This window comes from Limnovirga soli (genome assembly GCF_013106755.1).
Classification (GTDB): Bacteria; Bacteroidota; Bacteroidia; order Chitinophagales; family Chitinophagaceae; genus Limnovirga; species Limnovirga soli.
In genome coordinates this window covers 306,923-326,216 of the sequence record NZ_WHPF01000005.1, presented here as the reverse complement: position 1 = coordinate 326,216, position 19,294 = coordinate 306,923, and the positions used below count along the sequence as shown (strand labels likewise).

At 38.0% G+C, this 19,294-nt stretch carries 12 protein-coding genes; 1 reads left to right on the top strand and 11 read right to left on the bottom strand.

What is annotated here, in order from left to right; translation table 11 throughout:
• Positions 1-67: 67 nt before the first annotated feature.
• The 3 genes from GD597_RS08605 to GD597_RS08595 all read right to left on the bottom strand — a co-directional run bounded on the left by GD597_RS08605 (position 68) and on the right by GD597_RS08595 (position 5,176).
• Positions 68-2,260 carry an N-acetylmuramoyl-L-alanine amidase gene (locus GD597_RS08605; RefSeq protein ID WP_171607424.1) on the bottom strand — a complete coding sequence of 731 codons (2,193 nt, stop codon included), beginning with the start codon at positions 2,258-2,260 and terminating at the stop codon, positions 68-70.
• Between the two features lie 2 nt (positions 2,261-2,262).
• Positions 2,263-2,631 (bottom strand): BlaI/MecI/CopY family transcriptional regulator, encoded by a 369-nt coding sequence (locus tag GD597_RS08600; RefSeq protein ID WP_171607423.1) that lies wholly within the window; start codon positions 2,629-2,631, stop codon positions 2,263-2,265.
• A gap of 151 nt (positions 2,632-2,782) precedes the next feature.
• The gene (locus GD597_RS08595) at positions 2,783-5,176 is read right to left on the bottom strand and encodes an ABC transporter permease (protein WP_171607422.1); all 2,394 of its coding nucleotides are present in this window, start codon (positions 5,174-5,176) and stop codon (positions 2,783-2,785) included.
• Between the two features lie 301 nt (positions 5,177-5,477).
• On the opposite strand from GD597_RS08595, the gene GD597_RS08590 reads away from it, so the two are divergent.
• On the top strand, positions 5,478-6,164 hold the full coding sequence (locus GD597_RS08590) for a cell division ATP-binding protein FtsE (protein ID WP_171607421.1): 687 nt from the start codon (positions 5,478-5,480) through the stop codon (positions 6,162-6,164).
• Between the two features lie 84 nt (positions 6,165-6,248).
• Here GD597_RS08590 and GD597_RS08585 read toward each other — a convergent pair whose 3' ends face one another.
• The 8 genes from GD597_RS08585 to GD597_RS08550 all read right to left on the bottom strand — a co-directional run bounded on the left by GD597_RS08585 (position 6,249) and on the right by GD597_RS08550 (position 19,202).
• Complete coding sequence (locus GD597_RS08585; protein WP_171607420.1) at positions 6,249-7,385, bottom strand: glycosyltransferase family 4 protein; 1,137 nt, start codon at positions 7,383-7,385, stop codon at positions 6,249-6,251.
• 83 nt (positions 7,386-7,468) lie between these two features.
• Positions 7,469-8,557, bottom strand: a complete 1,089-nt coding sequence (locus GD597_RS08580; protein ID WP_235954226.1) for a glycosyltransferase family 4 protein — start codon at positions 8,555-8,557, stop codon at positions 7,469-7,471.
• 114 nt (positions 8,558-8,671) lie between these two features.
• Positions 8,672-9,766: a glycine cleavage system aminomethyltransferase GcvT gene (gene gcvT / locus GD597_RS08575; RefSeq protein WP_171607419.1), complete on the bottom strand. Its 1,095-nt coding sequence runs from the start codon at positions 9,764-9,766 to the stop codon at positions 8,672-8,674.
• A gap of 298 nt (positions 9,767-10,064) precedes the next feature.
• Positions 10,065-12,215 (bottom strand): PspC domain-containing protein, encoded by a 2,151-nt coding sequence (locus GD597_RS08570; protein ID WP_171607418.1) that lies wholly within the window; start codon positions 12,213-12,215, stop codon positions 10,065-10,067.
• Between the two features lie 10 nt (positions 12,216-12,225).
• Complete coding sequence (locus GD597_RS08565) at positions 12,226-12,585, bottom strand: PadR family transcriptional regulator (protein ID WP_171607417.1); 360 nt, start codon at positions 12,583-12,585, stop codon at positions 12,226-12,228.
• 643 nt (positions 12,586-13,228) lie between these two features.
• On the bottom strand, positions 13,229-13,654 hold the full coding sequence (locus GD597_RS08560; RefSeq protein ID WP_171607416.1) for a hypothetical protein: 426 nt from the start codon (positions 13,652-13,654) through the stop codon (positions 13,229-13,231).
• A gap of 280 nt (positions 13,655-13,934) precedes the next feature.
• Positions 13,935-16,133: a tail fiber domain-containing protein gene (locus tag GD597_RS08555; RefSeq protein ID WP_171607415.1), complete on the bottom strand. Its 2,199-nt coding sequence runs from the start codon at positions 16,131-16,133 to the stop codon at positions 13,935-13,937.
• A gap of 177 nt (positions 16,134-16,310) precedes the next feature.
• A complete protein-coding gene (locus GD597_RS08550; protein WP_171607414.1) occupies positions 16,311-19,202 on the bottom strand; it encodes a tail fiber domain-containing protein in 2,892 nt (963 codons plus the stop codon).
• Positions 19,203-19,294: the final 92 nt, after the last annotated feature.

The window sequence follows — 19,294 nt, the reverse complement described above, 5'->3', positions numbered from 1 at the left end:
GCATCAAAAAAATAAAAAAAGGAATATGGTTAGTATTCCTTTTTCTTTTTTATAAAACCAAAATTCTTTAGCAAACACGTTTTGCATTATACAAGGCAATTACTGGAAAGCCTCCATTTATATTTTTAAATGTTGCCTTACTTGATTTTCCATCTGCCGCTGGTTGCTTTTTTTCTTTTGTGGTAATTTCCACTACACCATTTTTACCGGCTTTGCCATAGGCTTTGGCGGCAGATGCGCCTTTTAACACATTTACAGAAAGAATGTCTTCCGGCTTAATTAATTTCATTTCTTCTGCGCTAATAAAATTACCATCCAAAACATAAACCGGGGTTGTTTCTTCTCCTGCCTTGCTGTTTTCCGTTGTTGTAATAGCATCTTTTGTAGTAATTATAATAACGCCATTTTTCCCTTTTTCTCCATATACCAAAGTAGCATTTTCCCCTTTCAATACATCTATACTTTTAATGGTGTTGGGGTCTAATTTTTCCATGTCGGCTTTATTTTTAAGCACACCATTAATTACGTATAAAACAGTTGAAAGAATCTTATTTCCTTCCGCTCCTTTTGCTTCAATTACCTTTTTATCGGCATTGGTTGGTATTAAAGTATCCTTCTCAACATGATACGTTTCGCCAACAATATTTTTGTCTATGGCTTCATCCAATGTAATGGTTTTGGTATCGCCATTTAAGAATACCATATCTACTTTTTTATTGGCGGCATTTACATTTACTGATTGGAGTTTTACATTATCATACATCATGCTTGCGCCATTGTTATCGTTTCTGCGGTTGGCATAAGAAACCACAGATGCCAGAATATTATTGGCAATGCGCTCTATAATTTCCTCTTTTTGTAGTGCACTCAGGTCATCTTTATTCGATAAATAACCACATTCTATCAGCGCTGCTGGTATAGAATTAGCTTGTAAAATCCAAATGCCCACCTGCTTTTGTAGTAGTGCCGGTTGTACTGTAAAATTTGATGATAATTTTTGAATAAGTGCCGATCCTAAAATTTTGCTTTTATCCAATTGTCCGTTCTTATTATCTTTTGCAATACATACTTCCATACCAGATGGCTTTGCATCAGGTGCTGCATTAATATGTATGGATACACATGCATCTGCGTGCATGTCTGCTATTTTTTGCACACGTTCAGCAGGGTTTAGGGTAATATCCCTATCTCTGGTTAATAAAACATCTATTCCATAGCTTGCCGACAATGATTGTATTTTTTTGGCAATCAATAAGGTAATGTCTTTTTCTTTTACATTACCTGCCAGTGCATTTGCACCATCATCAGTACCACCATGCCCGGCATCAATTACCAATTTAAAACTGGTATTTGGTGCAATGGATAAAGGTGTAACTTCTTCTTTTTGTAATTTAAAAGCAAACAATAAAACGGTGCAGGCAATTAATGGCAATGCCATAATTCGGCGCAGGTAACTAAAGCGAGGTTCTTTTGATGTGGTAAGCATAATTAATCTTCTTTTAACTGGTGAATAGAAAAACGGTTGTGCAGGATAAAATTTAAAATCGCCATAATGCACCTGTAATAACATAGCGGCAAATGCTGCTGTATCTTTATCTGTTACAGATTTGTCATCGGCAATAAATTCATGAATAATGTATAACTCCTTTTGAATTAAAATATACACTGGGTTTAACCAGCATAGGGCATTTACTATTTGCATAAACAACTTATCTAAAGTATGTTTTTGCTGTATGTGTGCAATTTCGTGTTGTAATATTAGTCTTCCTGTTTGCTCATTCAGAGAAATATCGTTTCTCCAAAATACATTCCGCAAAAATGAAAATGGAGCCTGACTAATATTGGTAGCAATAAAATCAAAATCGGCCATTGGTGTAACTGGAAATTTTTGCTTAATGCGGTATATAACTACAATGCGGTATAATAATCTAATTAAAAATGCCATGGTAATTATGGCAATAAGCATCAAAGTCAATTGTCCCAAATCAAACGTGGGTGTTTTGGTAACAGGTACCACTTCTTCGCCTCCACTGGAATGCATTACATTAAAAAGGCTAATTGCATTATCATTTTGGCTGCTTAGTGTAAAAATGGGCTCGTTTATTAATGGCAAAACCAGACTTACTGCCACAGCTGCAAGCAGATAAAACCGGTTGTAATAATGAAACCGTTTATTGCGCAATGCAAACCAGTAATAGCTAAACAGCAAGCCTGAAATGATGATTGTTTTTAGCAGGTAAATACACAATAACTGTAGCATAATTATTTGTTTTTGAGTTGTTGTAAAAGCAATTCCAGCTCTTCTACACTTAATTTATTTTCTTCAACCAAAAAGGAAACGGCTTTGGTAAATGAACCCCCAAAATATCCCTTTACCACATTGTTTAAAGTGCTTTTGGAGTAAGCATCTTTGCTTACCAATGCATGGTACTGGTGCATACGCCCATAGGTTACCGTTTCTACAAAAGATTTTTCTATTAGTATCTTAAGCAGTGTTGCTACTGTATTGGAATGTGGCTTTGGATTGGGCAAAGCTTCAATAATATCTTTTAAAAAGCCTTTGTCTATTTTCCAGAGCGCCTGCATAATTTGCTCTTCGGCCTTGGTTAATGTTTTTGTGTTTGTTGGCATGTTGGCGTATTATTAAATTTTGCTTTTTATGATTGATTTTACTGTATTAGATGCCATGAAAGAAGAACCTTGAACCGAGCGTGGCAAGTAAAGCCCAATTATTACTATTGGCTGGCTAACAAAAATGTATTTACTAGTAAGCATAGCAGGTTTATTCTGTTTTTAAATTGTTTACCGGATTTGCACTTGCCGCATGTATTATATGAAAAGCAATTGTACCAATAGTGATAATGAGTATAATAGCTGCGGATTGTAGGAAGATGCTTGCATTGATAGTGATACGATAGGCATAATTATGCTGTAGCCATTGGTGCATTAATAGCCATGCCAATGGCGATGCAATTAGAATGGCAATCAGGATGAGCCATAAAAAATCTTTTCCCAGCGTGTATACCATGTTTGCTACTGTTGCGCCTATTATTTTTCGGATGCCAATTTCTTTTTTGCGTTGGATGGTTGTAAATGCTGAGAGGCCATATAAACCCAAACAGGAAAGAAAAATGGCAACCGATGATAAAATGATAAAGAGTGTATGAAACTTGTCTTCGCTTTTATATAGTGTATTATAAGCATCATCAGAAAAATCATAAATCAAGGGTAAGCCGGGTACAAGCTGTTTCCATTTGTTTTCTATTTGAGCAATAGTGCCCTGCATATCAGCCGATGTTACGGATAAGGAAATAAATGTATGAAACCAGGGCGCCAGCTTAAAAACCAGCGGTTGAATAGGTTGCTGAAAAGATTGAAAATGAAAATCTTTAACCACGCCTATAATAGTACCGTTGCTGCCTTTTTGGGTAAATTTTTTACCTAACGCATCAGAAGGATGTATATAGCCAAGCGTTTTTGCAGCAGCTTCGTTTATAAGCATGGCCTCTGTTGTATCAGATCCAGTATAAGCAGAGAAATTTCTGCCGGCTATAATTGGTATTTGATATTGTTGTATATAATAGTTGTCTATGGCATACATATCCCAATCTGCGGCTAACATAGTACCCAGGTTATTTTCAATGGAAGCAGTTAACTTACGACTGGTTTTGCCAGGAATGGTAGAACCAATACTCGCCGTTTTAATGCCCGGAATGGAGAGTAATTCCTGTCTTACTGTAGCTTCGCGATTAATTACCAGGCTGTCGAAATGAAAATCGATGGTTAAGAAATGATCTTTTGTAAAACCAAGATCAATATTGCGCATATAGTTAAGTTGGTTATTTACCACCAGGGTAGCTACCACTAAAATTATTGCAATACTAAGTTGCGAGATGACAAGCGTTTTACGAAGTGTAATGTTTTTAAGCGAATGGCTGCCATGGCCTTTTAGGTTTTCTGCAATCCTGATTTTTGCCTGAAGAATGGCCGGATATACTGCTGCCAATAATGCATTTACCAACGCTATCAACAACATCCAGCCCAGTTGGGCAATATTATTGAATATGCCAGAACTTATTACTTTGCCCATTACCTGGTTAAAAAGTGGCAATAGTAAAATACACATTACAATAGCGAGTAAATAGGCAATACCACTTAGAAAAAACGCTTCACTAAAAAACTGTAAAACTAGTTGCTGTTTGGAGGCTCCAATTACTTTTCTAAGTGCCGTTTCTCTGGCCCGTTTTAAGGAATGCGCGGTGGAGAGGTTTATAAAATTAAAACTGCTGATGATTAGAATAAAAAGAGATACCAGCGAGAAAATATAGATATTGTTGGCGTTACCTGTAACAGCTGTACCTGTTCGGGAACCCCGCGGCTTTCCATTGAGGTATACCCATTTCAAAGGTTCAAGGCTAAGGGTATATTTACGGGTATTATCCGTAATATGGGATTGTATAAATGCAGGTAATTTGGCAGATAGTTTAGCTGCATCATAATTTTCGGGGAGTAATAAATAGGTATAAAACCCAAACCTGTTCCAGTTTTGAGCCAAATTTTGATTCCACTCGGATAGTAAGGTTGGCATAGATACAAATATGTCTACCCTAAACTGTGCATTTAAAGGCATATCCTTCATTATGCCGGTAACTCTTGCAGGAAATTTGCCATCTAAAAGTAATGTTTTGCCCAAAGCCTCTTCACTCCCAAAATATTTTTTAGCTGCAGTTGTAGATAATACCAGGCAATAAGGTGCATCTAATGCACTATGCAAATTGCCTTCAAGCAATGGAATGGTGAAAACATCAAAAAGCGATGCATCAGCATAAGCAATGGTTTCTTCGGCGAAATTGCTATTGCTGTTTTGAATGATGAGATTATCAAGAAAAATTCTGGTTACCGATTTTACTTCTGGAAAACTTTGGGCAATGGCCGGCCCCATGGGGCCGGCACTGCTTTCGTAAGCAATACCTTTATCAGATTGCACATCAGTTACCAGTCTGTAAATATTATCGGCCTGTATATTTTGTGTATCGTAACTATTTTCAAACTGAATATATAGCAGTGCAAAAAAGCAAATACATAACCCTACCGCAAACCCCATAATATTAATAAAAGCAAACATTTTGTGATGCCTGAAGTATTGAATAGTGGTTTTGAAATAGTGGCGTATCATACGTCAAACATAAAACTAAATATTTAGTTATACAACTATTTCTTTAGTTAAAGAATTGTGAACTTGATTTTTGCAGGTACTATCAGCAAAAGCCCTGCGTTTAAAAGCTGATTTTTCGAAATATATTTTAATGCCATTAAAAGCAGACCTGCAAGTGCGGTATTTAGGCGGTAATGGAACATATACTAAACAAGAGGCGTTGCCTATTGAAAGAAAACACCAGAGCACATAATTGATTTATTTAAAAATGAACAACCAAAAATTAACCCGCTAAGTTTACCTTTGCCATCATCTAATTTTTATGCAGGAAACAGTAGTATCTATAAGAAACGCAAACATTTACCAGGGCACCACCCTTATTTTGAAAGATGTTAGTTTTACCGTTAACCGTGGGGAATTTATTTACCTGGTAGGAAAAACCGGTACTGGCAAAAGCAGTCTTTTAAAAACACTTTATGGCGAACTTACATTGAAAGAAGGTGATGCAACTGTTGCAGGTTTTAACCTTAAAGAAATGGATTGGAAAAAAGTACCCTTCCTGCGCAGAAATTTGGGTGTGGTTTTTCAGGATTTTCAATTATTAACCGATAGAAATGTACACGAAAACCTGCGTTTTGTATTACGTGCTACCGGCTGGAAAGATGAAAAACTAATGGAAGAAAAAATACATGATGTACTGGATAAGGTTGGCCTCAAAAGCAAAGGGTTTAAAATGCCTTTTGAACTAAGTGGCGGCGAACAGCAACGTATCGATATTGCCCGTGCCTTATTAAACTCACCCAAATTAATCCTGGCTGATGAACCTACCGGAAACCTAGACCCGGAAACCAGCGATGAAATTATGCAGCTGTTGTTTCAAATAAGCAAAGATTATGGTACCGCCATCATAATGGCCACCCACGATTTTATAGTTATTAGTAAAAACCCTTCGCGTATGCTAAAAACTGAAAGGGGAAAAGTGTACGATAGCGCCACAGGCGAAGTATAGTTTTTGTAGCCAGGCTATTATTATTCAGTCAGCTTTACTTGCGTCGCACACTTGTACTGTAGTAATGCTGTGCAGCAAAAGGCATTAGGCATATTGGTTCCATATCCAATCTACCATTTGTCTGGCGCCAGCTTCATTGCTATAACGCTGTGTTAATGCGTTGCACCTGCTATTAACCTCACCTGTGCTAAAAGGCTGATTATACAATTGCTCTACGCGTGTTCTAAAACTGGCTTTATCATCGGCAATTACACAAAGATCCTCCAAACCTGTGCCATCTATCATTTGGCTGTTTACCAAACAATGTCTGCCATTAAACAGCGCATTAAGCAATTTAATTTTAATACCCGTATTGTTAAACGAGGGCAAAATATGTACCTGCGCCTTGGCAATTAAATCCTGCAATTCTTTTTCGCCGGGGTTGGCTACCAGACAGGTATGCATTTTTTGGTGCGCCAGTTTTTCCAATGCCGCCGACGGGTTTTTACCTGCTATCACCAATGGAATTTCCAGGTTATTAAAAATGTTTTTTAATAACCATGTGGCTGCATATTCATTTTCGGCTACTTCCAGGTTGCCATGGTACAAACAAAAGCTACCCATGCCAGCCGTACTTTTTACCTGCCACGGTGGTATAAATAAGGGTAGGTAATCCATGGTATTGCAATGCAGGTCTTGGCGGTAATAATCTGTATCTTTTTGTGTAACAGCCCAAAATGCTGTGGCTTTGTTAACCAAACCTGCTTCGTATTTTTTTAGCATATTACTTTCCCAGCCATAATACATCTTTTTAAATCCGGCAGGTGCGCAATTATATAATTCCTTATAATACTGATGCTCCACATTATGTATACGTACAAACTTGCGCCTATTACTAAATCGGTTGTCTAAAACCGGGTAGGTGCAATGTACACCCTCCATAAAAATGGGGTAATTATCTTTAAGCAGGTTTTGTAGTAAATCCTCATTCTTTCTGCTGGAAACTATATAGGGCAATGCACTGGAAAAACCCTTATGGCCTGTATTGCGATGATAATAATGTACCTCTTCGCAATAAGTATTTAATTCCGTTTGTTCGCCACGGCCATTATCAAAACAATGCAGGTGAATTTTAACTCCCTGCGCCTGTAAAGCAGGCAGCTTATAAAATAAATCATATACGCCACCATAGTTTGCAGGAAAAGGAACGTCCAGACTTATTATGTGCAAATGCTTATCCAATACTTTAAAATTTTAGGCGGGCATTATGTATTTAATCAAAATCAAACGCATACTAATTGTACAAATATGCAATAAAAAAAATATTAGCACGCATGATAAAAATCAAGCAAATACTTTTCTTCCTGTTGCCAGCTTAAATGCTTTCTATTAGTAACACAATTATGCTGCAAATGTTTATACAATGCTGCATCGTTTAACAGGGTATTTAGTGCATTGGCTATGGTGCTAGAGGTGGTATCATTTATCATTAGTGCAATATCGTACACATCATTAATTATTTTGTATTCGGGATAATTAACACAAACCTGCGGTACCCCTGCCATTATGTAATCAAAAAAGCGATTGCTTAATGAGTAATATTGGTTTAATCCGGTTTGTTCAAATAAGGTAACGGCAATGCTGGCAGTGGGAGTAATATTTTTTAAATCCTTTGGTAAAACATACCCGTGTAATATTACTTTATCCTGCAAACTATATTTTATAATTAGTTGTTCAGCGGCTTCAAAAAAATTGCCTTTGCCATAAATATGTAATTGGGCATTTACCTGTTGCATAGCGGGTATCAGGGTTTCAAAACTACGGCCCTCATTTACCGCACCCTGATAAATTATATACCCGCTTTGTTTTTTATTTTCAAAACCAGCTATATCGTATAATACCGGCATGTTGCGTACAATTCCATATTGCACCTGATAGCGGCGGTATAATTCATCTGCAATAAACTGGTTAACGGTATAGCCAAGGCTGAACTTAGGCACGGTAAATTTTTCTATTAGTAACCAGTATTTGTGTATAAATGGGCGGGTAACTATTTCCTTTTGTTCGGTAAATAATTCATGTGCATCATATACTCTTTTTTTACGGCGCAAAGCACTTACTGCATAACAGGGAAGAATAGTATCAAGGTCTATAGCACAAATAATATCTACCGGTTGAAACAATAGCCAGAAAAATAAACGCAGGTTATACTCCGCATAAAATAAAATGCCTTTTGTAAAAAGGCAGAATAATCTTTTTTGGTGATAGGCTTGTGGCGTAAGATGCGGCGACTGCACTAATTTTCTGCCTGCGAGGGTAACATCAAAACCATTGGCGGCCAGTGATGCACAAATGCGTTGCATACGCTGATCGTAGCAAAGATCGTTGGTAACCGTAAAAATAATGCGCTTCAAACTGGCGGTTTAATTGGTAACAGAAACTCCTTTGGTTTAATAAAAGTATTGGCCGGGCACAGGTAAAACTATTGGGCTTTACTTGCGTCGCACACTGCAGCGCCTTGTTCAATTTTAGGCAAAAGGCGCTTTTACCACTTTTGCTTTAATTAAAGTATTCCTGATATCTATATAAATTTCACTGTCTATAGCTGCATGGGCAATAGCTACATAACCCATACCTACGGCCTTTCCAAGTGACGGTGCCTGGGTACCGCTGGTAACTTTACCAATTACCGCACCTGCGGCATCTTTAATAACATAATCATGTCTTGGAATACCGCGGTCTATCATTTCAAAACTTACCAGTTTGCGTGTTATGCCCGCTGCTTTTTGTGCTTCAATAATGGGTTTGGCGGTAAAGCTGATAGGTTTATTAAACTTGGTAATCCACGCAAGGCCTGCTTCCAAAGGACTGGTGGTATCATCAATATCATTACCATATAGGCAAAAACCCATTTCTAAACGCAAGGTATCACGGGCCCCAAGTCCAATTGGCTTAATACCCTGGGCTTTACCGGCTTCAAAAATGGCATCCCATATAATATTGGCTGCATTAGCATTGTCTTCAAAATAAATTTCCACGCCACCACTACCTGTGTAACCTGTAGCGCTGATTAATACATTATCTACACCTGCAAAATTGCCTTTTACAAATGTGTAATATTTAAGATTGAGTATATCAATATTGGTTAGGGTTTGTAAAATTTTACAGGCATTGGGTCCCTGAATAGCCAGTAAGCAGGTTTTATCGCTAATATTATGCATTTCTGCATGGTTGGTATTATGGCTGCTTATCCAATTCCAGTCTTTATCAATATTAGAAGCATTTACCACCAGCATGTATACTTTATTTTCTTCTACACAATATACCAGTAAATCATCTACAATACCACCCTCGTTATTGGTAAGGCAACTATATTGGGCTTTGCCATTGGTTAGTTTTGATGCATCGTTTGTGGTAACACGCTGTATTAGTTCCAGTGCGTTATCGCCTTTAATAATAAACTCGCCCATATGGCTTACATCAAATACGCCAGCATTATTGCGCACGGCAGCATGTTCATCGTTTATGCCGGTATAGCTGATGGGCATATTATAACCGGCAAACGGAGCCATTTTTGCACCAAGTGCCAGGTGCTTATGCGTGAAGGGCGTATTTTTTACCATAACTAACTATTATTTGTTTTATGCCAGCAAAAATAAGTGAAGCAAACAGAGTTTAAAAATAAAAGCCTGAACCTTATTTTGTTATATGGAGTGGTTTGATATTGTGTTTTACCAACTGTTGTAGTTTGTTTGATGCCATAATAGCAGAACCCTGAAGTGTGCGACGCAAGTAAAGCTATATAAACGCTTTGCTGCCTGGCTAACAATAAAAAAAGGCAATAAAAATTGCCTTCAAGAAAGGGAAGAACCCAAATCCGCAAACGGAACCGGGTTCTTTTTCTCCCAACCTTAACCGAGTTTATATTGTGGCACTGCCAAGGAAGGTAGCGGCCAAATCGTGAAAATCTATATTGATAAAATGTTTTTGAATGGCGGGTGACAGCTCAGCTTTTATTTCACTTTTTGCAGGTTCCTGTTCCTGCGCCGGTTGATAACGATACTTGTTAGAATCTTTGTCGTTTCTAAGCGTGTCGGACTTAGGCTCATCTGTATTATCATCATTATTCATATCGTTATTGTCCTGGTCTTCAGGGTGTACCCTTTTTAAACCATCGGTATGCATGATGTATTCTACATTATCTGACCAATTGTAACCTTCATCATTGTTTCTCCAATCCCAGTCGTTTAAATCGTTACCAAATTGTACATGTACATCGTTACCCCAGCCAATATTATCACGTATAAGAATTCTTTTACCTACAGGTACATACATGGTAACATATACTGTTTGGTTGCGGAACTTGTCAATTTTTGGTACAGGTATACCTCTGTCGAACAGCAGGAAGGTATCTTTTTGTACAATTTCAAACTCCATTCTTTCTGCCCTGGCTTCTGCTTCTGCTTTAGAGGCACCATTTACCATTTTTAGCATGGTTACGTGAAAGCTATCATCATCAGATTTTAGTACGCGGATATGTATATTTTGTACATAAGCCGTGTCTTCATCAATGCTTGCAAAAGGCTCCAGGTGTAAAAAAGTGTTATTGAAATAGTAACGATTGTCTTTATTTAATTTCAATTCCAGCTTATTTACTGAAGGATCAGTTAATGCTAAACTGCTTTCTGATGGTGTATTGTGATAAGAAAAATCAGCTTTTAAAGAGGCAATTAATGCTATTAAACAAACCCAGCCAGCTATCCACATGGCAGCAAAACCAAACCTCATGGCATTGCTATTGCTTTTTACTTTGGCAATGCGCCTGATGATCCAGGTAATTACACCTACCACAGGCACCCATATAAAGAGTATATAAACACCCCAGGTAAGTAAATCCTGCCAGCCATCTGTTATAAAGTAGGCTTTAAGCGGTAGCAAACCGGTAGCCCCAATACCCAAACCAAATAATGCAGCTACTATGGCAAATGTTACCACTGCTAAAATAAAGTAGGCAATTATTTTAAAGATCATGGAGATAACGTCGCCCAAGGTAGTGCCTGTTCTGCGTGCTACCGTACTTGCTTCTGCACCTACCTGTTTACCTCTTTCGCCTATTTTGGTACCAATTTCGGCAGCTTTTTCCCCTACCTCTTTGCCAAACTCTTTGGCCCTGTCGCCAAAGCCTTCCATATCTTTCTGAATAGTATTTTTAATACTGTTCAGGTCTACTTTCTCTCCTTTCATTTCCAGTTTGTCTGATGTGGTACTTGCTTCGGGTAATACCAACCAAAGAATAATATAGATAAGGGTTGCACCAGGACTAAAAGAAAGATTTATAAAATTGGGGAAGTTAAAAGCACCCCAGTTATTCCAGCTGGTTACAAAAGATAAAAAAGGAATAAGAAATAATATTCTTGGCAACCAGATATTTACACCAAAATAAGAGGCTAAACCGCCACATACACCGGCAATCCACTTATTATCCGGGTCGCGGAACAAACGTTTACGTACCGATCCAATTACGGTAGACGCAGAACTTGGAACAGCTACCCAAAGAATTAAGTATGGAATAAACACAATACCAAAACCCAGTACAAATAGTATTCTGATAATCAGTTTATCTATGCCAAAATAGTTGGCAATACCGGCACAAACACCACCCAGTAACTTATTATTCTCATCGCGGTATAACCTTTCTGGCCTAATATGAGCAGTGTTTTCACTGGTATTTTGCGATGTGCTGCCAGTTTCAGCAGATGTTGATTTGCTTTTGCTGTTAGCACCCAGTTGTGTTTGTACGCTTGACTCTTCAGCTTCAAAATCTTCGGGGCGGCCCATACTATTTATAATGGCATTTACATCGTCATCAGTAATACAGGTATTACCTTTTTTCAATGTTTCCACAAACAATTCAGCAATACGGCCTTCTATATCATTTATAATTTCGTCTTTACCTTCTTCGTTTTCAAAAAAACGGCGCAGGCTATCAACATACTGTTTCAGTATGTCGTACGCGGTTTCCTCAATGGGAACAACGCGACCCTGGAAGTTTATGTTAATTACCTTTTTCATGTTGCAAAATTTATTGGTTAAGGTTTTCTGTTTCAAGATCCGCTGGTTGGGCGGTAAGTGCGTGAACGGCATCGGCCAGTTCGTTCCAGGTTTTTTCCAGTGCGCCGTAAAATTCCAGGCCTTTGTCAGTCATCAGGAAATATTTACGTGGCGGTCCGCTATTGCTTTCTACCCAGCGGTAAGTTAAAAGCCCGTCGTTCTTTAATCGGGTAAGCAGGGGGTAAAGGGTGCCTTCCAGTATTTGCAGGTTGGCTGCTTTCATCTTGTCCACAATATCACTGGGGTAAACTTCACCCTGGCGAATAATGGAAAGAATGCAAAACTCCAATACGCCTTTCCGCATCTGGCTTTGTGTGTTTTGAATGTCCATAACCGGAGTTTTAATTGATCCTTCTCTGAATACTTTTGGCAAGCATAGAAGGAGCGAGTTATAAAATATTTTTTCTGTTGTTGTCGGCAGTTAAGTAACTGTTCAGCTGTAGTTGTGTCACTCACTTGTACGTTCTGTAATACTATTCGGCTAAACCCTTACTTTGACAACACAAAGATGCTACAAATTTTAATACTATGCAATACAAAGTACCAAGTGTTTTAAAGTAATTTGCACTGGATGCTAATAGGCTTACTATTAAAATATTGATAATCAACAGATTAGTATATTTCTGTATAAAAATAATTCCTTTAACTTGTGATGAACGGTAAAATAACGTGATGAATGAATTTTGCCCTAAATAGAGACCCTGGCTAAAATATTTGAGCGTTGGCATTGGAGGAGATTGAGCTTTTGTTGGCCTGTTGAATAGAGGCACAGACAGGGTAATGTATAAACGTAAAAGTTGGTTTTCCTTCCATTAGTGACTGCGGCTGCTTGAAGAGTGGATTTAATGAATTGCTTTTCTTTTTATTAGCAGGTAGCAATATTTTTTAATCTGTAATTATATATCCTGTATATATGTTGCTTTTACTCTGGCAAATATTTAGGCATTTCTAAATTTGAATTCATTTTAATCGCATTACAGAAACCTTGAAAATGGTTTAAATAATTTGGAATTAGGAAGAATAAAATAGATTACTGAAAGCAAAATGGCAATGCCTGAAAAAAGCATAACTCCTTTTTCTTCATTAAAACTAACTTGGGGTAAATAATAAATTTCATTTTTTGCATTATAAAGTAAGCTTATTGTGTCACCAGGATTATACTTTAAACATTCCGAAGGATCTAAATTAACATGGTGAACAATATTTATTGAATCACGAAACCATAAATTACTAAGGCGACCAACACAAGAAACATCAAATATGGAGACTTTAACTGCAATACCATTTGCAATAACTTCAACTTTCATTCTATAGTTATAATAGCTTCCAAAGAAAAAAAATAAAAGCATCAGTAAGAAAAAGCCTTTTATAATTTTCGAGTACTTACCATAACTATTCATGCTATTTATTTTTTCATTCCCCTTAGTTTGGCCTCATATGCCCCATGTAAGGCAGGGGTCTTCTGTTCGGGGAATGTAAATTTAAATTATCCCTTTCTTTTTATTTGCCAGAATAAATATTATGCTAGCAGTATTAGTATTTTATAGCATCACCTCTTGTTAGGTATTTGCTGCTTGCCCGCACATTTAACCTACTTGTATGGCTGCACATTGATGAGCAAAGAACCAAACGTACAAGAGTGCGACGCAAGCAACGATGCCATTAGTACAATTGCCGGGCTCATTTAATGATCTCCATTTTCTTACTATCCACCATTTTACCATTCACATATAAAGAATAATGATAAAGCCCATTTGCCAAAGACCCTTTTGCTATACTTACTGTTCCTTTACCTGAAGAGGAAAGTGTAAACTGTTTAATGGTTTTGCCGCTATTATCTGTTATAATAATGGTGGCGCTGTTGAATTTTTCTGCGATTGTGTAATTGATGGTGGAGGATTGATTGAATGGATTTGGTATGTTTTGTTCAAGTGAAATACCAGTAGGCATAGCATTAACTGCTTGCTGGTTGTTTTGAGTTATCAATAATTTTAACTCATCAATTTGTTTCTGCAGGTCTGCATTTATTTTCTTTTGTGCTTCATTTTCATTTGATAATTCCTGCACGGCTTTTACCAAAGGCACTACAAATTCTGCATAACGCAGGCCCATAACTTTACCTGTTTTATCAATACCACTAAAATCAAAATTCATCTTTTTTGCAGCAGCGTCTACCTCCTGCGCAACAAAACCAGTAAATGCAATTTTTTCAATATCAAATTTTTCTTTGTAGTTAGAACTGCTATCTTTTATACCCATTAATGCATATTGTTTTGCAACATCAAAATGATAAGTAACAGGGCGCAGTGAATTGATGAATTTTAACCCAGGTACATTTTCTTTTATATCTTTTTTTATCCTTCCGTCAGAAAAAGAAGTCCAAGTTACCTGACCCCCAATGCTGGTTACAGCAGTATTGCCAATACGCACTTTGTTACTTGCATCTACCTGTGCATCATAACCAATCGAAGTAGCATTAGTAAGATTATCAATAAAATTTGTATTGCTAAACTTGCCAATTGCTGTGTTCCGGTTACCGGTTTTATTATTATTTAGTGCCCGCACACCTATTGCCACATTTTCAGTTCCGGTTGTATTATTTTCAAAAGAGCCATAACCAATAGCTGTATTATCTCCACCACTTGCATTTGAAGACATGGAGCCATAACCTATAGAAGTGTTTCCACCTCCTGTAGTGTTGCTAAACAAGGCTGCCGAGCCAAATGCAGAATTTCCATCTGCATTGGGGCCATAATTATTAACCAAGGCATTTGCTCCCATGGCAGTATTATCCCTGGCGCTTTCGTTGCTGTATAAGGCCTGAAAGCCTACCGCAGTATTCTTATACCCAACTGAATTAAATGTTAGTGCACGGTTCCCCTCAGCTGTATTATTATATCCTTCTGTATTGTTGGCAAGTGAATAAGCTCCTACCGTTGTATTTCCTGTAGCTGTAGTATTTTGCTGCAAGCTATATGCTCCAATGGCGGTGTTTTCATCTGCATTGTTTTGTTCCAATGCATATACACCAACGGCAGTACTGTAACTTCCGGTAAGGTTATAGTACAAGGAGTTTTTTCCGATGGCTGTATTCAGATTGCCACTGGTATTTGTAAATAGTGCACCAAAGCCTGCAGCAATATTGTTGTTGCCGCCAATATTATTTAGCATAGCTGTATTACCTACTGCAACATTACTGCCGCCGGTAGTATTATTTAAGAGAGCACCATAACCCACTGCAGCATTATAGTTTCCGTTTTGGTTGCTTTGTAAACTATTGCTGCCAATAGCTGTGTTTTGATATCCTAATGTATTATTAAGTAAGCTATAAGTGCCAACAGCTGTATTGTATCCACCTGTTGTATTGCTAAATAGCGCCTGATAGCCGAATGCAGAATTATTGAAATTGGTATTGCTTACTAAAGTCTTATAGCCGAAACTTGTATTGGCTGTAGAACTATAATCTAAGCTCCCAGAAAGTTGATTGTTAACTTTAAAAATTAATGCCTGCGCATCTGTAGTGCCTAGAAAATTAGCAGCTGGTGATGTACCTGCGTTACCGGTAAGTAGCCAGCCCTTACTTTTTGGTGTCATGGCTGTCCATGCTGCACCAGTATAATAATAAAAGCCCGGTGTACTGTTGGTTTGATAAATCATCAACCCTATAGCTGGGGTGGCAATGGCATTGCGTTGGGTAGCGGTCATACGTGGAATAAGCAGACCTTTTGATGTGCTTACCATTTCAAGTAATGCAGAAATATTGGGCGCTGTGGTGCCAACGCCTGCGCTGCCATTTGCAGGAAAAATGTTTTGTGCTGTTGCATTGCAAATAGTAAACACAAATAATGCTGCTAAAATTTTTGAAGTAAACTTGTTCATAATGTTATTTATATAATTTGTTTATCGGCATTTGTATTTTATAGCATCAGTTGTTGTAGCGAAATTGCTGCGTTGCCGCGTAAATTCCTCACTTGTGCGGTTGCGCATTGGTGAGCAAAGATCTAAAAGTACAAGAGTGCGACGCAAGAGGCGATGCAATTGTTACAATTGTGTGGCTCATCTTATTATTTCCAACTTTTTACTATCTACCATTTTGCCATCCACATACATAGCATAATGATACAGCCCACTTACCAGGGTACTGGCAGCAATAGTTATGGTGCCTCTACCTGAAAATGAAAGTGGAAACTGCTTAATAGTTTTGCCGCTATTGTCTGTTACAATAATTGTGGCGCTGTTGAATTTTTCGGGGATTGTATAACCTATTGTTGCTGACTGGCTGAACGGGTTTGGTGTATTTTGTTCAAGGGTTGCAACGGCATTTGATGCATTTGAATTCTTGACTGTTTGCAAACTACTGCAACACTGCGATACAGCGTTTATCAGATTTTTAAGTTCATTAATTTGTGTTTGAAGATCTTGTATTTGGGATTGCAATTCTTCGTTTTTGGTTGATAATTTCTCATTCTTTTTACTCAATGCCTGAATAGCAAGTAAGGCCACGCCTGCCGGGTCAATGGTGGAAATAGATTTATCATCAAGGCCCACATTAAATAGTTTATAAAAATCCTGCGCTACAGGTCCTATATGGTATTCATTATTGATGCCTTTGTATTTCCACTTACTTATTTCAAGCTTATTTATTTTATCAAGGATATTTTGTGGGTCTTGTTTTTGAAAATCCTCTTTCAGGTTTTTATCAGATGTATTAGTCCAGGTACCACCTTCTGAAAGATAGGCGGCGTTTCCATTGGTTGAATTACTGCCTACCACCAATGCTTTTCCGGGGTCAATAAGAGCGATGCCACCAAAAATCCAGTCTGTAACTTGTGCGCTACCAAGTGAAACGCTGTTGCTGCTGCGTGCCCATGCACCAAAACCAATTGCGGTGCTTCCAGAAATGCCATTATCTATTGTAGTAAGAGCGCCTATGGCAGTATTATTACCACCCGAACTCATAAATTCTGCAGCACCAATACCCAAGGCTAAATTGAAATTTCCTGTTGAATATTTTAATGCATTATAACCTAGGGCGCAATTGCTCTCGCCAATTAAATTTAAATTCATAGAATTTGCCCCTATTGCCGTATTGTTTTTTCCTGTGGTATTAGACCGCAGTGCACCGTTGCCCAATGCAGTATTTTCAGTACCTGTTGTATTTAAAAATAAAGCCTCATAGCCCGTGGCTGTATTTCTATAACCAGTAGAATTTGAATACAATGCAGATGACCCAGTGGCTGTATTGTACGAACTGGTATTGTTGTACAATGCAAAATAACCACTGGCAACATTATTTACTCCTGACAGATTACTGTATGATGCCGAATAACCAATCGCCGTATTATTTATACCATCCGAATTAAGGTAAAGACTTTTGGCACCGGCACCGGTATTTTTAGTACCATTGGTATTGTTGTATAGTGCCCTGCTGCCATTAGCAGTATTTTCACTGCCTGTAGTATTTCCACTTAGTGAATATTCGCCGCTAGCTGTATTACTGTTGCCTGTTGTGTTTGATAAAAGAGAATTATATCCTAAGGCTGAATTATAATTCCCTGTAGTATTACTATAAAGGGATTGGAAGCCCAATCCTGTATTATAAACACCAGTTGTATTTAAATTAAGAGCAAGTGCACCAATACCGGTATTGTATGAGCCATTATTTTTTTCCAAAGCATAAACACCGTTAGCAGTATTATACCCCGCAGTGGTATTGGCTTGCAAAGAAAAATAGCCTGAGGCCGCATTATAAGCACCCGTTGTATTAGAAGATAACGCTCCCATTCCAAATGCCGAATTATTTAGGCCCGTAGTATTTTCATACAATGCGTTATTGCCCATTGCGGTATTGTTATCGGCTGTATTATATCTCAGTACCTGGTTGCCAACAGCCGTATTATTCGTTCCGGTTGAATTAGCAGCCAGTGTATAATACCCAATTCCAATGTTATTATCTGCTGTGGTATTACCTTGCAATGCCGCAAGGCCAAGGCCTATATTCCAATTGCCCGTAGTATTAAACCGTATAGCATTTGCCCCTATTCCAATATTGCTTTCACCACTTGTGTTTGAATAAAGAGCGCTACTGCCAAGTCCGATGTTAGAACTCCCGGAGGTATTTGCAATTAATGTCTGGTTACCAAATGCTGCATTGTCGCTACCAGTAGTATTATTGTACAATGCCTTATCTCCATTAGCAATATTTCCACTACCACTTATATTTTGCAACAAAGCAGTATTACCAATAGCAACGTTGCTACTGCCGGTGGTGTTATTAAGCAAAGCACCATAACCCAATGCTGCATTATAGTTTCCACTTTGGTTACTTTGTAAACTATTGCTGCCAATTGCTGTGTTTTGATATCCTAATGTATTATTAAGCAAGCTATATGTACCAACAGCTGTATTGTATCCACCTGTGGTATTGCTGAAAAGAGATTGATAGCCGAATGCCGAATTATTGAAATTGGTATTGCTTACTAAAGTCTTATAACCGAAACTTGTATTAGCTGTAGAATTAAAATCCAGGTTTCCTGAAACCTGGTTATTTACCTTAAATAGTAAGGGCTGTGCATCGGTAGTACCGAGAAAATTAGCAGCTGGTGATGTACCTGCGTTACCGGTAAGTAGCCAGCCCTTACTTTTTGGTGTCATGGCTGTCCATGCTGTACCTGTATAATAATAAAAGCCTGGTGTGCTGTTGGTTTGATAAATCATCAACCCTGTTGCCGGTGTGGCAATAGTATTGCGTTGTGTAAGCGTCATTCGGGGAATAAGCAAGCCTTTTGAGGTGCTTACCATGTCCAATAAGGCCGTAGCATTTGGTGTACTGGTTCCAATACCTGCACTACCTGTGGCGGGAAAAGTGTTTTGAGCGGTTGCTATATTTACAATGCATAGAATATATACAAGGTGCGCTGAAAAGTATTGTATAAAATTCGTTTTCATACTGTTTGATTTTTTTATTTTTTGTGACCGGCTTTTGTATTTCAATTGTGCTTCGTTGTGTCACTCACTTGTACTGCTGTACATTGATGAGC

Bases quoted from the DNA above. Each gene is read 5' to 3' on its own strand.
- GD597_RS08565 (WP_171607417.1), bottom strand. From the start codon at position 12,585: ATGGACATTCAAAACACACAAAGCCAGATGCGGAAAGGCGTATTGGAG.
- GD597_RS08605 (WP_171607424.1), bottom strand. From the start codon at position 2,260: ATGCTACAGTTATTGTGTATTTACCTGCTAAAAACAATCATCATTTCA.
- GD597_RS08590 (WP_171607421.1), top strand. From the start codon at position 5,478: ATGCAGGAAACAGTAGTATCTATAAGAAACGCAAACATTTACCAGGGC.
- GD597_RS08600 (WP_171607423.1), bottom strand. From the start codon at position 2,631: ATGCCAACAAACACAAAAACATTAACCAAGGCCGAAGAGCAAATTATG.
- gcvT (WP_171607419.1), bottom strand. From the start codon at position 9,766: ATGGTAAAAAATACGCCCTTCACGCATAAGCACCTGGCACTTGGTGCA.
- GD597_RS08560 (WP_171607416.1), bottom strand. From the start codon at position 13,654: ATGAATAGTTATGGTAAGTACTCGAAAATTATAAAAGGCTTTTTCTTA.
- GD597_RS08595 (WP_171607422.1), bottom strand. From the start codon at position 5,176: ATGATACGCCACTATTTCAAAACCACTATTCAATACTTCAGGCATCAC.
- GD597_RS08555 (WP_171607415.1), bottom strand. From the start codon at position 16,133: ATGAACAAGTTTACTTCAAAAATTTTAGCAGCATTATTTGTGTTTACT.
- GD597_RS08550 (WP_171607414.1), bottom strand. From the start codon at position 19,202: ATGAAAACGAATTTTATACAATACTTTTCAGCGCACCTTGTATATATT.
- GD597_RS08570 (WP_171607418.1), bottom strand. From the start codon at position 12,215: ATGAAAAAGGTAATTAACATAAACTTCCAGGGTCGCGTTGTTCCCATT.